Genomic DNA, 12,408 nt, shown 5'->3' with positions numbered 1-12,408 from the left:
TCATTGCTCTCGTGTGACCGTCATGCCCAGGTTGCCGCCATCCTTGACCGCGCGATGCAGCGCATGGCTGCTATAGCGACGGCGTTCGCGGTAATGCCGAATTCGCGATAGAGCGTTTCCGCCGGTGCAGATGCGCCAAAGCCGGTCATACCGACGAATTCGCCGCCGTCACCTAGCCAGCGCGCCCAATCGCCCTCGATCGCGGCTTCGACCCCGATCCGCGGGGCGTCTCCAAGTACCTCCGCCCGGTACTCGTGCGACTGCTGACGAAACAGCTCGAAGCACGGGGCTGAGACAACGGCCGCGCGGACATTGTCCTTTGCGAGCGTTTTCGCAGCCTCGATGGCGATCGAGACTTCCGATCCGGTCGCGATCAGCGTGACGTCGCGTCCGCCCTCCGGCTCGACGACGACATAGGCGCCGCGCGCGACCAGATTGTCACCACCGCCTTCGCGGAAGGCAGGCAGCGCTTGCCGCGACAGACACAGCACGGACGGACTGGCCTGCGCCCGTAGCGCGCAGTCCCACGCCTCGGCGGTCTCGATGGCATCGCCCGGTCGGAAGACCAGCAGATTGGGGATCGCTCGAAGCGATGCCAGATGTTCGACCGGCTGATGGGTGGGGCCATCCTCGCCCAGCCCGATGGAGTCGTGCGTCATCACATGGATGACGCGAATGTTCATCAGCGCTGCCAGCCGGATCGCCGGACGGCTGTAGTCGGCAAAGCTGAGGAACGTACCGCCATAGGGGATGAAGCCGCCATGCAGCGCGATGCCGTTCATTGCCGCCGCCATGGCGTGCTCGCGCACGCCATAGTGAATATAGCTGCCTGCAAATGAGCCAGGCTGTACCGGTCGCTGGGTCCGGGCTCGCGTCAGGTTGGAATGCGTGAGGTCCGCCGAGCCACCGAGCAGATTGGGCAGAGCCCCGGCGATTGCATCGATCACGCGCTGCGACACCTGCCGGGTGGCAATATTCGGTCGCTCCGTCGCGAAGTCATCGCGCAGCTTTGTCATTGCTTGCGCATAGCTGCACGGCAGGTTGCGATTCAGCGCATCGTGAAATTGCGAACGGGAATCCGAACTCAGGCGCTTGGTCCGTTCGATCCAGCAGCGGCGCGCGGCATGTCCGCGGCGGCCTGCCTGACGCCACTGCGCAAGCACGGCTTCCGGGATCTCGAACGGCGCGTGCGGCCAGTTCAGCGCATCGCGCGTTCTGGCGGCTTCTTCGCCACCCAGCGGCGCGCCATGGACTTTCTCGGTCCCCTGACGGTTCGGCGCGCCGAAGCCGATGATGGTGCGGCAGGCGATCAGCGACGGCCGGTCGCTGTTGCGCGCCCGCTCGATCGCGGCCGCGATCGCTTCGGGATCGTGGCCGTCGATTCGGCTGGCCGACCACCCCACCGCCCTGAACCGTGCGAGCTGATCATCCGAGCATGACAGCGACGTGGCGCCATCGATCGAGATTTCGTTGTCATCGAACAGCACGATCAGACGATTGAGCCTGAGATGCCCGGCCAGCGAGATCGCCTCGTGGCTGATCCCCTCCATCAGGCAGCCGTCGCCGGCGATCACATAGGTGAAATGATCGACGCAGTCGTCGCCAAAACGGGCGTTCATCAGCCGCTCGGCCAGCGCCATACCGACGGCCGTGGCAATGCCCTGCCCGAGAGGCCCGGTGGTCGTCTCGACGCCCGCCGTATGGCCATATTCGGGGTGTCCGGGCGTTTTCGATGCCCATTGCCGGAAGGCCCTGAGTTCGTTCAGCGTCATGCCCTCGTATCCGGTGAGGTGCAGAAGCGCATACAGCAGCATCGAGCCATGGCCGGCCGACAGCACGAAGCGGTCGCGATCCGGCCACGCCGGGTCCGAGGGGTCGAATTTGAGGAAGCGCGAAAACAGCACGGTCGCGACGTCAGCCATGCCCATCGGCATGCCCGGATGACCGGACTTCGCCGTCTCAACGGCGTCGATCGCCAGGAAGCGTATCGCGTTGGCCATCTCTGCGTGTGACAGATCCGGGCGGCCGGCTATGCGGGACAGAGCGGGAGCGTTCATATCGTGCGCCTCTTGCGTTCCATCAGTTGCAGGATCAGTGGGGTGAGGATGAGCTGCATCGCCAGGTCGAGCTTTGCCCCGTGGATCACGATCGAATTGGCGCGCGACATGAAGCTGTGCGGAATCATCGACAGCAGATAGGGAAAATCGATGCCGCGCGGATTCTTGAGACGGATCACCACCATCGATTCATCGGGCGTCGGAATCCACCGCGCGATGAACGGGTTCGACGTATCGACGGTCGGCACGCGCTGGAAATTGATGTCGGTCTCGGCGAACTGCGGACAGATGTAGTTCACGTAATCAGGCATTCGCCGCAGGATGGTGTCGGTCACCGCCTCGGCGGTATAGCCGCGGTCGCGACGATCGCGATGCAGCTTCTGGATCCATTCCAGGTTGATCACCGGCACGACGCCGATCTTGAGATCGGCATGCTGCGCCACGTTGACCTTGTCGGTTACGACCGCGCCGTGCAACCCTTCGTAAAACAGCAGGTCGGAGCCTGCCGGCAATTGGTCCCATTCGGTGAATGTACCTGGTTTGGCGCCGTACAGCTTCGCCTCTTCGTCGTCGTGCACGTAATGACGCGTCATTCCGGTGCCGGATTCGCCGTAGTCGCGAAATACCTTTTCGAGTTCCTCGAACAAGTTGGTTTCCGGACTGAAATGGCTGAAATGCTTGTTGCCGCGCTCGGCCTCCTCCAGCAATTTGCTGCGCATCTCGAAACGATTGTAACGATGGAAGGCATCGCCTTCGATGTAGGCCGCAACCACCTTTTCGCGGCGGAAGATCTGCTCGAACGTCTTCTTCACCGACGTCGTGCCGGCGCCCGACGAACCCGTAATCGATATGATGGGATGAGCCCGCGACATCATGATGCCCCGTCAGCGGAACAGGCCGCGCCGCGCGAACAGCGGCGCATCGCTATTGTCGAACATCGGCTCGATCCTTTCGTGAATGGCAGCGATGTCGCGCACGCCACGCAACGAGCCCATGATCAGCGGCACCCGCTGGTGCGGCGTTCTCGCAGCCACTTCCAGGATTCGCCGCCGCCCGGTCGAGGCCGCGCCGCCCGCCCATTCCATTACCAGCGCCATCGGATGGGCCTCGTACAGCAAGCGAATCCTCCCTTCGCGATAGCTGGGGCGGGCATCGGCCGGATAGAGAAACACGCCGCCGCGCGCCAGAATGCGAAGCGATTCCGCAACCAGCGAACCGATCCAGCGCATGTTGAAATCCGCCTCACCGCCACCGCTGGTACCGGCGAGACATTCATCGATGTAGGCGCGGACGGGACCATGCCAGTGCCGGCGATTGGACGCGTTGATGGCGAACTCCGGCGTATCGCGTGCGACCTGCACGGCCTGCCGGATCAGCAGAAATTCCCCCGCGCGCCTGTCGAGAATGAAGATATCGACGCGCGCGTTGAGCGCGAGCACGAGCGTGGTTTGTGGACCGTAGACGAAAAAGCCTGCCGCGCACTGCGCCGTGCCGGGCTCAAAGAAAGTCGAAAGGATGTCGTTGCCTCTCGGGCGGATCGAAAAGATGGTGCCGATCGAGATGTTGTTTTCGAGATTGGCCGATCCGTCGAGCGGATCGATCGCAACGCACAGGTGCGCCTCGGGCCGCAAGGTTTCCGGCAGCGCCGCTTCCTCGGAAAGGACCGCCGCCACCGGCGCGCCGCGTAGCGCACGGCGCATTATTTTGTCGGCGACGATGTCGATGTCTTTTTGCCGATCGCCGTCGGAATTGATGCCGCTATCCTGCCCGGTGATATCAGCGAGCGGCCCATTCGCAATCAGCGTAGCGAGCTCGATCGCAGCGGCGGCAATGGCCTCGATCACCGCCCCGACCGCCGCGCCATGCGGGATCTGCGCAATGGGCTTCTCGAGATGTGAACGCAGCGTCACGCGTTCGTCCATGGCCGTCTCCCGGTGCGCTCTCTCGGCGCCGTCGAAGCGTCCGCCGATTGGCGACCCGCGCTCTTAAGCAAGCGCAGTTTGCCGAATTAGGGAAATTTTGTTATCTTTGGCCAGAGCAAAGTTTTTGTTATAATGGAGGCGTGCCATGGCCGGCCGGTTGTTGCGCGAATTGACCATCCGCCAGTTGCGCGCGCTGGCCGCCGTGCAGAAGCACCGGTCGGTTACCGCCGCGTCGAAGCAGCTCTACCTGACACAGCCCGCGGTAACGCTGCAGCTACGCAACCTGCAGGCGGTCGCAGGATTGCCGCTGATCCAGCGCACCGGCGACGGCATGCTGCTGACCGATGCCGGGCGCGAGGTATTGGCGCTCGCCGAGCGGATCGAGGCGGCGATCACCGACTGCGAGACCACGTTGGAGATGATGGCGGGAAAGACCGCGGGCCGCATCTCGATCGGTGCTGTCTCGACCGCGAAATATTTCGTGCCGTTCATGATCTCCGGATTCTCGAAGCTCTATCCGAACGTCGAAATCACGCTCTCGATCGGCAACCGCCAGGAGGTCGGCGAGGCGCTACGCGGCTACGATCTCGACTTCGCGATCATGGGCCGCCCGCCCGCCGACATCGACATGAACGTCCACCTGATCGGCGATCATCCGCACGTCATCATCGCGCCGACCGCGCATCGGCTGGCGCGAAAATCCCGCATCGCACCGCGCGAGCTCGCCGGCGAAACCTTCCTGACGCGCGAGCCGGGGTCCGGAACGCGCGGGCTGATGGAGCAATTGTTCGAGACGTCGGGCATCCGCCCCAAGATCGGCCTCGCCATGAGCAGTAACGAGACCATCAAGCAGGCGGTGATCGCAGGGCTAGGCATCGCCTTTCTCTCTGCGCACACGGTCGCGACCGAGCTCGACGAACGGCGCCTGGTCACCCTGGACGTCGATGGCCTGCCGATCGTGCGGCAGTGGTTCGCGCTTGCACGCAAGGACAAGGTGTTGCTGCCGCCGGCGCAGGCGATGCTGGATTTCCTCAGCGCCAAGGGCAAGCAGTTTCTGCCCCGCACCCATCGCCGGCTGCGGCTCACCCGGCCGTCAGGCCGTGCCAGGCGCGGCTGACGCGCTCTTCAATCTCGCTTTGCACGGGAGAAAGAATAGAGCGTGGTGATTTTTGGTTAGATCGATTTGGCCGCAGACGCGCTTCACCTCTCCCGCTTGCGGGGGAGGTCGACGCGAAGCGCCGGGTGGGGGCTCTCTCCACTCGGGCAGTATCGCCCGCGGAGACACCCCCACCCCAGCCCTCCCCCGCAAGCGGGAGAGGGAGCGCACCTTCTTCGTGGTCGCAATCGCAGGATTTGCCTCGTCCTGCCTTGACTGTCCCCAACAACTCCGAAAACCTATCCCCTTAGAAGGCTGATTTCGGTCGCCTTGGCGGGGCGCGGATCGACAGGCCCTTCCACAAGGAACGACCGAAAATGGTACGTCTATTGCTTCCGGGCAATATGCGTGCGAGGGGTAAGGACTCAATATGATCCGCGTGTTTCTCGATCGGCTCTACCTTTTCTCCGGCTATCTCGCCGGACTTTTCCTCATTGCGATTTTTGTCCTGATGCTGCTGCTGTCGGGCGGCCGGCCGCTTGGCATCAATATTCCGGCGGGCGACGATTTCATCTCCTGGTGCATGGCGGCGACCGCCTTCCTCGGGCTCGCGCATACATTCAAGCACGGCGAGATGATCCGCGTCGGCCTGTTGATCGACCGCCTCAACGACAACGTCCGCCATTATGTCGAGATCGCAGCCCTCCTGGTCGGTGTCGGCTTCATCGGCTTTTTCGCCTGGCATGCCGTGATCATGACCTGGCAGTCGTGGAAGTTTTCCGATATTTCGCAAGGCGTCATCGCGGTGCCGCTGTGGATTCCGCAGCTCGGCTACAGTGGCGGCCTCGTAATTCTTCTCATCGCCTTCGTGGACGAGTTGATCCATGTTCTGCGCGGCTTCACGCCGCGCTATGAATTGCCGAAGCCGCAGAGCGCCGAGGAAATCGTCGAGCGCGCCGTGCAGAGCGGGGTCTGACATGGAGCTTCTTTCCATCGCCGCCATCCTGCTCGGATTCCTTTCGCTGCTGCTCGGCGCCGGCGTCTGGATCGCAGTGGCCCTGATGGCGACCGGATGGGCCGGCATGCAATTCGCCGCCGGCGGCATTCCGGCCGGCAGCGTGCTGGCGACGACGGTATGGGGCAACAGCGCCTCGTGGTCGCTCGCCGCACTGCCGCTCTTCATCTGGATGGGCGAAATTCTGTTCCGCACGCGCCTGTCGGAGGAGATGTTCCGCGGGTTTGCGCCGTGGCTGAACTGGCTGCCGGGCCGGCTTATGCACGTCAATGTGCTTGCCTGCGGCGTGTTCGGTTCGGTGTCGGGATCATCAGCCGCGACCTGCGCCACGGTTGCCAAGATCGCCCTGCCCGAATTGAAGAAGCGCGGCTATGACGAAGGCTTGAGCCTCGGCTCGCTGGCCGGTGCGGGCACGCTCGGCATTCTCATCCCGCCGTCGATTACGATGGTGGTCTACGCCGTGCAGGCGAACGTCTCCATCATTCAGGTTTTTCTCGCCGGATTTCTGCCGGGCCTGCTGATCATGATGCTCTATTCCGGCTACATCGCGATCTGGTCGCTCGCCAATCCGAAGCGCACGCCGCCGGCCGAGCCGTCCATGAGCCTTCGCAGGCGCATTGCCGAGTCGCTCAATCTCATTCCTTGTCTGTTGCTGATCATTTTCGTTTTTCTGTCGCTGCTGATGGGCTGGGCGACGGCGACGGAATGCGCGGCCTGGGGCGTGCTGGGGTCGCTCGCGATTGCATGGTGGCAGGGCGCGCTGACCTGGCAATCGTTCTGGGCGAGCGTCATGGGCGCGACACGGGTCAATTGCATGATCCTCCTGATCCTGGCGGGCGCCTCCTACATGGGCACCTCGATGGCCTATACGGGTATCCCGATGGCGCTCGCGGACTGGGTGAACAGCCTCCAGCTCAGCCCCTATGCGCTGATCGCGGCGCTCACGGTCATGTACGTCATACTTGGCGCTGCGCTCGACGGCATCTCCATGATTGTGCTGACCACTGCCATCGTCATTCCGATGGTGAAACAGGCCGGCTTCGACCTGATCTGGTTCGGCATTTTCCTGGTGCTGGTGGTGGAGATGGCGGAGGTTTCTCCACCTGTCGGCTTCAACCTGTTCGTCCTGCAGACCATGAGCGGCAAGGATTCCAATACGGTCGCCAAGGCCGCGCTGCCGTTCTTCTTTTTGCTCGTTCTGGCGGTTGCCATCATCACGGTTTTTCCTGATATCGTGATGGTGCTGCCGCGGATAGCGTTCCCTGGCTAGAGAGGTATTTGTCATGTTCAGATTTATAAAAACGTGCGCAATGGCCGCCTGCGTCGCGGCGATTGCCGTTCCCGCAATGGCGCAGACAAAATGGAATCTTCCGGCGGCCTATCCGGCGGACAATCCGCATTCGGTGAATCTGATCGCGTTCGCCAAGGACGTTGCCGATGCCACCGGCAACAAGCTGCAGATCACCGTGCATCCCGCCGCGTCGCTGTTCAAGGCGCCGGAAATCAAGCGCGCGGTCGCAACCGGCCAGGCGCAGGCCGGCGAGGTTCTGATTTCGCTGCACGAGAACGAAGATCCGATGTTCGGCATCGACGTGATCCCCTTCCTGGCGACGAGCTATCCGGCAGCCAAGAAGCTGTGGCTCGCCTCGAAACCCGCCATCGAAAAGAAGCTCGCCTCGCAGGGACTTATGCTTCTGTTCGCGGTGCCATGGGGTCCGCAGGGCATTTATGCCAAGAAGGACCTCAACACGGTCGAGGACATGAAAGGCCTGAAGTGGCGCGCCTATAACGTCGGCACCTCGCGCATCGCCGAGCTTGTCGGCGCGCAGCCCGTCACCATCCAGGCGGCGGAACTGCCGCAGGCGCTGGCCACCGGCGTCGTGAACGCGTTCATGACCTCGGGCTCGACCGGCTACGACAGCAAGTCCTGGGAAACCATGACGCATTTCTACGATACGCAGGCCTGGATTCCGAAGAACGTCACCTTCGTGAACAAGGCGGCTTTCGACGCGCTCGACAAGCCGACGCAGGACGCGATCGTGAAGGCAGCGGCGGTCGCCGAAGAGCGCGGCTGGAAGCTCGCGGAAGAAAAGGCGAAGTGGTATCTCGAACAGCTTCAGGCCAACAAGATGAAGGTGCTGCCGCCACCTCCGGCGCTGAAGTCCGGCCTCGAGAAAATCGGCGAGCAGTTGACGGCCGACTGGCTCAAGAAGACGGGTGCCGATGGCGACGCCGTGGTCGCCGCCTATAAGAAGTAAGACCAGCATTATCGCGCGCTCGCAGCGTCCGGCGTTGATTGCCGGACGCTGCCATTTCGCGGACGACGCTCACGGACCCGAATAGTAATGCTGCCGACGAGTATCCTTTGATACATCCTTAGGTAGAGGAGTAATTATTTCTTAGGAGCATAGCGATACCGTTCAGGCATCTTCATAGCATCTCGCCGCTTGCAGAGGGCGGCAACTGAAGCTTGGAAATGCCGCCATGAGAGTGCTCTACAATCCTTTTTCTCCATCGTTCCGACCCTGGCAGTTGCCGCAGCCGCCGGAGCCGCCGCAGCTTTTGGCCACGCTGGCGTCCAACCATCAGGCTTCATCCAACGAGAAATCGCAAAGCGGACCGTCAGCCCCGTCCACCGGCAGCATCGGCCAATCGCCGGTTGTACAGGCGTTTTTGCTGCGGTTGCAGGAACTTGGAATGTCATATCGGCCGGGGACCGACGGCGACGACGCGCTGTCCGGTTGGAGCAAGACTCTCGCCGATGGCGGCGACGGCAACGATACGATCGATGCCTGGTCCGATAGCGTCGTCGATGGTGGCGCGGGTAGTGACACGCTCCGTGCCTGGTCGGGATCGGCTGTCTATGGCGGCGCCGGCAACGACCAGATCGACGTCTGGTCCGATAGCGCCGTGGATGCCGGCGATGGCGACGACATGGTGCGCGCCTGGTCAAATACCGTGACGATGGGCGGCGCCGGAAACGACACGATCAGCGCCTGGTCCGAGAGCCTGGTCGATGGCGGCGCAGGGAATGACACGATCTCGGTGTGGTCCGACAGCCGCGCCTATGGTGGTGACGGCAATGATTCCATCTCAGCTCTCGTCGGCGGTTATGTCGAGGGCGGTGCGGGCGATGACACCATCGATGCGGACAACGGAACGATCGTCAGCGGCGGTACGGGCGACGATACAATTCGCGCTGACCGGGGCTCCACAATCCTGTTCAACGTCGGCGACGGCAAGGATACCATCTTCACCAACCGCGACGTTACCATCAAACTGGGCGAGGGCTTTTCGGCCGAGAATATGAACGTCACGATGTCAGGAAACGTCGCGACGGTGTCCTTCGGAGATGGATCGGACAAGTTGACGTTGGATATCGGCTTCCATCCGGTAAACCTTTCCTTCGCCGACGGCTCAACCGCCGAAATCAAGGTCGATACGTTCAGCGCCTTGCGTGCGCGGTCAGGCGAAATGAAACTGGCTTGACCGCAGCCAGGCTGCGAAACGCTCCTTGAAGACTTGTGCCGGGCTGCGTGAAAGAAGCGCCAACAACTAAAGACAGGTCGTGATGCCGCCGTCGACGTAGAGCGTATGCCCGTTGACGAAGGACGAGGCATCTCCCGACAGGAAGACGGCGGCGCCGATCAGTTCGTCCACGTTGCCCCAGCGCGAGGCCGGCGTTCGCTTTTCCAGCCACGCTGAAAACTGGGGATCGTCGACCAGCGCCTGGTTTAGCGGAGTCTTGAAATACCCCGGCGCGATGGCATTGATCTGCAGTCCGTGCCTGGCCCAATCGGCGCACATGCCGCGCGTGAGATTCTTGATCGCTCCCTTGGTGGCAGTGTACGGGGCAATGCCCGGGCGGGCCAACTCGCTCTGAACCGACGCGATGTTGATGATCTTGCCCTTTCCGCGCGGGATCATGTGGCGCGCGACAGCCTGGCCGACGTAGAAGGCGCTCGAGACATTGGTCCTGAGCAATTGCTCCCACTTCTCCGCCGGAAAATCCTCAAGCGGCGTGCGAAACTGCATGCCAGCGTTGTTGACGAGAATATCGATTACTCCGACCGTCCGCTCGATCGTGGCAATGCCGTCGCGGACATCCTCGGCGACGGTGACGTCGAAACCGGCGACCGCAACCTTGTGCCCGGCTGCGGTCAAGCTCGCGGCGGCGGCCTCAAGCTTGCTGCGCTCCCGTCCATTCAGGACCACGGAGGCGCCATGCTCGGCGAGCCCTCGCGCGATGGCGAGGCCGATCCCCTGGGACGATCCTGTGACGAGCGCTCGTTTGCCGGCCAGATTGAACAGTTCAAATGCCACGGCGGACCTTCTCCATACGTGCAGGTGGGTCGGATGGACGTAGAAATACCGCACACCGCGGTCAAGCCAAAACGCAGACGATTTCACCTGGGCTTCGGATAGATGTCTAGAAACCCGGTCGTTGCCGCGCGGGCCCGCCGCGCGATTTCGGCGGCACTCGGACGATCGGCCACTTGAAGCAGCAGGCCGGTCATCAAGTCGCCCCAGAGCAGCCCCAGGAATTGTTCGGCCATCGCGGCAGGATCGCCATCGCAAAGCCCGGCTGATTTGGCATTTGCCATGATCTCTCGCAATGAATCACGCGTAGGCCGGCGAGCGATCGAATCCAGCGCTTGTGCAACCTTTGGCGCGTGCACTGTCTCGGATATTGCCAGCCGGAACACAGCGACGACGACCGGATCGGTCGTTTCCGTCAGAAGCCTTGTACCAAAAGTGGTAAGCACGTTGGCCAGGGTTTCCCTGTCGCGCAACTCGGGCAGATCGGCCGGCGCTTTCAACCGCCGGGCGCGCTCGGTGATGCAGGCGACCAGCATCGCTTCCTTGTTGCCGAACAACGAGTAAAGCTCGCGTTTTGACACGCGTGCGCGTGTCGCAATCTCCAGCGTGCTGGTCTGCGCATAACCGCCCTCCATGAATGCCGAAAGGGCCGCGCCGAGAATCCGCTTCCGGACTGCGGCCCCATCGGTTTCTTCCTCACGTGGCTTCATCTTCGGACTCATCGATGTCATTTCCCTCTTGACTCGGTACCCGATGGTACCATACATCGCTCATTGGGTACCATACAGTACCAAAACTGGTTGTGACGGTAAAGGATCGGCGGCGTTCACCAATCGCTGCGAGTACGCCGGCTTAGCCTGAGGAAAGACCATGAACAGACGACAGCTATTAGCTGCGGCCTTGGCGCCGCTCGCATTGCGAGTTGCCCCAGACACGATCTCGTCAAACGCATCAGCAGCAACTTCGGAGCGGGATGGAAAAATGAGCAAGACCACGCAACGGATCATCGAGTGTAACGGCATCCGCATCAATATTGCCGAACAGGGCGAGGGACCGCTGGTGCTGCTGGTGCACGGCTTTCCCGAATCCTGGTTCTCCTGGCGGCATCAGATCGATGCTCTTGCTGCCGCCGGCTTCCGTGTCGTCGCTCCGGACCTGCGTGGTTACGGCAAGAGTGACGCGCCGCAGGCGATCGATCAATACACGATCCTGCATCTCGTCGGCGACATGGTGGGCATTCTTGATGCCTTGGGCGCGGCGACCGCCGTCATCGCCGGTCATGATTGGGGTGCCAGCATCGCCTGGCAGGTAGCTGTCATGCGGCCCGACCGCTTCCGGGCGGTGGCAGCCCTCAGCGTCCCGTTCCGCCCGCGCGGCAAAGTGGCGCCGACCAGTCTGATGCCGCGCACGGAGACGGCGCAATTCTATCAGCTCTATTTCATGGAGCCCGGACCGGCCGAGGCGGAATTGGGACGCGATCCGCGCGCGACCATTCGCAACATGCTGTTCGGGGCATCCGGCGATGGCGTAGCCGCGGCCCGCGCCGCCGTCACTGCGGGCGGGCCCGCGCCGAACCTCGGCATGGTGCCGAAGGGCGGCGGATTTCTGCAAGGACCCGGCGCGCCCAAAACCCTGCCATCCTGGATCAGCGAAAGCGACATCGACTTTTATGGCGAGGAGTTCAAGCGAACCGGCTTCCGGGGCGCGCTCAATTACTACCGCAACATCGATCGCAACTGGGAAATCACCGGTGCTGTGGCCGGCATGCAAGTGTCTGTACCGGCGCTCTATATCGCGGGCGATCGTGACTTCCTGCTCTCGTTTCCCGGAACGGACCAGTTGCTCGCCAACCAGAAGAACTTCGTTCCCGGCCTGCGCAAGATTCAGATGCTGCCCGGCTGCGGCCACTGGACCCAGCAGGAGCGGCCGAACGAGGTCAGCACCGCGCTGGTGGAATTTATTCGAGACCTGCCGAGCCGATGATGACAACCCTGACAC

General features: G+C 62.5%; 11 protein-coding genes. 6 read left to right on the top strand and 5 right to left on the bottom strand.

Features of this window, described 5'->3' with window-relative positions; translation table 11 throughout:
• Positions 1-20: 20 nt before the first annotated feature.
• Genes tkt through LMTR3_RS14380 form a run of 3 tightly spaced genes read right to left on the bottom strand, consistent with a single transcriptional unit; the run spans position 21 to position 3,979 of the window.
• A complete protein-coding gene (gene tkt, locus LMTR3_RS14390) occupies positions 21-2,057 on the bottom strand; it encodes a transketolase (protein WP_065745740.1) in 2,037 nt (678 codons plus the stop codon).
• Positions 2,054-2,929, bottom strand: coding sequence for a phosphoribulokinase (locus LMTR3_RS14385; protein WP_065745770.1), 876 nt, complete (start codon positions 2,927-2,929; stop codon positions 2,054-2,056). The genes tkt and LMTR3_RS14385 overlap by 4 nt, the downstream gene beginning before the upstream one ends.
• Positions 2,930-2,941: 12 nt before the next feature.
• The gene (locus LMTR3_RS14380; protein ID WP_065745739.1) at positions 2,942-3,979 is read right to left on the bottom strand and encodes a class 1 fructose-bisphosphatase; all 1,038 of its coding nucleotides are present in this window, start codon (positions 3,977-3,979) and stop codon (positions 2,942-2,944) included.
• Positions 3,980-4,124: 145 nt separating this feature from the next.
• Here LMTR3_RS14380 and LMTR3_RS14375 point away from each other — a divergent pair, with 145 nt between their 5' ends.
• From LMTR3_RS14375 to LMTR3_RS14355, 5 genes are all read left to right on the top strand, one after another.
• The gene (locus LMTR3_RS14375) at positions 4,125-5,096 is read left to right on the top strand and encodes a LysR family transcriptional regulator (RefSeq protein WP_065745738.1); all 972 of its coding nucleotides are present in this window, start codon (positions 4,125-4,127) and stop codon (positions 5,094-5,096) included.
• 409 nt (positions 5,097-5,505) lie between these two features.
• Positions 5,506-6,051 (top strand): TRAP transporter small permease, encoded by a 546-nt coding sequence (locus LMTR3_RS14370; RefSeq protein WP_065745737.1) that lies wholly within the window; start codon positions 5,506-5,508, stop codon positions 6,049-6,051.
• Position 6,052: 1 nt separating this feature from the next.
• Positions 6,053-7,360: a TRAP transporter large permease gene (locus LMTR3_RS14365; RefSeq protein ID WP_065745736.1), complete on the top strand. Its 1,308-nt coding sequence runs from the start codon at positions 6,053-6,055 to the stop codon at positions 7,358-7,360.
• A gap of 40 nt (positions 7,361-7,400) precedes the next feature.
• Positions 7,401-8,348 carry a TRAP transporter substrate-binding protein gene (locus tag LMTR3_RS14360; RefSeq protein ID WP_245319884.1) on the top strand — a complete coding sequence of 316 codons (948 nt, stop codon included), beginning with the start codon at positions 7,401-7,403 and terminating at the stop codon, positions 8,346-8,348.
• Positions 8,349-8,574: 226 nt separating this feature from the next.
• Complete coding sequence (locus LMTR3_RS14355; protein WP_141686617.1) at positions 8,575-9,579, top strand: calcium-binding protein; 1,005 nt, start codon at positions 8,575-8,577, stop codon at positions 9,577-9,579.
• A 66-nt stretch (positions 9,580-9,645) separates the two neighbouring features.
• Here LMTR3_RS14355 and LMTR3_RS14350 read toward each other — a convergent pair whose 3' ends face one another.
• A complete protein-coding gene (locus tag LMTR3_RS14350) occupies positions 9,646-10,413 on the bottom strand; it encodes an SDR family oxidoreductase (RefSeq protein WP_065745769.1) in 768 nt (255 codons plus the stop codon).
• Positions 10,414-10,496: 83 nt separating this feature from the next.
• A complete protein-coding gene (locus LMTR3_RS14345) occupies positions 10,497-11,132 on the bottom strand; it encodes a TetR/AcrR family transcriptional regulator (protein WP_245319883.1) in 636 nt (211 codons plus the stop codon).
• Positions 11,133-11,391: 259 nt separating this feature from the next.
• Between LMTR3_RS14345 and LMTR3_RS14340 the strand changes: the two genes are divergently transcribed.
• Positions 11,392-12,393 carry an alpha/beta fold hydrolase gene (locus LMTR3_RS14340; protein WP_065745732.1) on the top strand — a complete coding sequence of 334 codons (1,002 nt, stop codon included), beginning with the start codon at positions 11,392-11,394 and terminating at the stop codon, positions 12,391-12,393.
• Positions 12,394-12,408: the final 15 nt, after the last annotated feature.

The organism is Bradyrhizobium sp. LMTR 3 (assembly GCF_001693485.1).
Lineage (GTDB): Bacteria > Pseudomonadota > Alphaproteobacteria > Rhizobiales > Xanthobacteraceae > Bradyrhizobium.
The sequence above is the reverse complement of the archived record's forward strand: the minus strand, read 5'-3'. Positions and strand labels throughout refer to the sequence as shown.

What these genes read in the sequence shown, in the direction of transcription:
- tkt (WP_065745740.1), bottom strand. Translation starts at nt 2,057, where the DNA reads ATGAACGCTCCCGCTCTGTCCCGCATAGCCGGCCGCCCGGATCTGTCA.
- LMTR3_RS14385 (WP_065745770.1), bottom strand. Translation starts at nt 2,929, where the DNA reads ATGTCGCGGGCTCATCCCATCATATCGATTACGGGTTCGTCGGGCGCC.
- LMTR3_RS14380 (WP_065745739.1), bottom strand. Translation starts at nt 3,979, where the DNA reads ATGGACGAACGCGTGACGCTGCGTTCACATCTCGAGAAGCCCATTGCG.
- LMTR3_RS14375 (WP_065745738.1), top strand. Translation starts at nt 4,125, where the DNA reads ATGGCCGGCCGGTTGTTGCGCGAATTGACCATCCGCCAGTTGCGCGCG.
- LMTR3_RS14370 (WP_065745737.1), top strand. Translation starts at nt 5,506, where the DNA reads ATGATCCGCGTGTTTCTCGATCGGCTCTACCTTTTCTCCGGCTATCTC.
- LMTR3_RS14365 (WP_065745736.1), top strand. Translation starts at nt 6,053, where the DNA reads ATGGAGCTTCTTTCCATCGCCGCCATCCTGCTCGGATTCCTTTCGCTG.
- LMTR3_RS14360 (WP_245319884.1), top strand. Translation starts at nt 7,401, where the DNA reads ATGGCCGCCTGCGTCGCGGCGATTGCCGTTCCCGCAATGGCGCAGACA.
- LMTR3_RS14355 (WP_141686617.1), top strand. Translation starts at nt 8,575, where the DNA reads ATGAGAGTGCTCTACAATCCTTTTTCTCCATCGTTCCGACCCTGGCAG.
- LMTR3_RS14345 (WP_245319883.1), bottom strand. Translation starts at nt 11,132, where the DNA reads ATGAGTCCGAAGATGAAGCCACGTGAGGAAGAAACCGATGGGGCCGCA.
- LMTR3_RS14340 (WP_065745732.1), top strand. Translation starts at nt 11,392, where the DNA reads ATGAGCAAGACCACGCAACGGATCATCGAGTGTAACGGCATCCGCATC.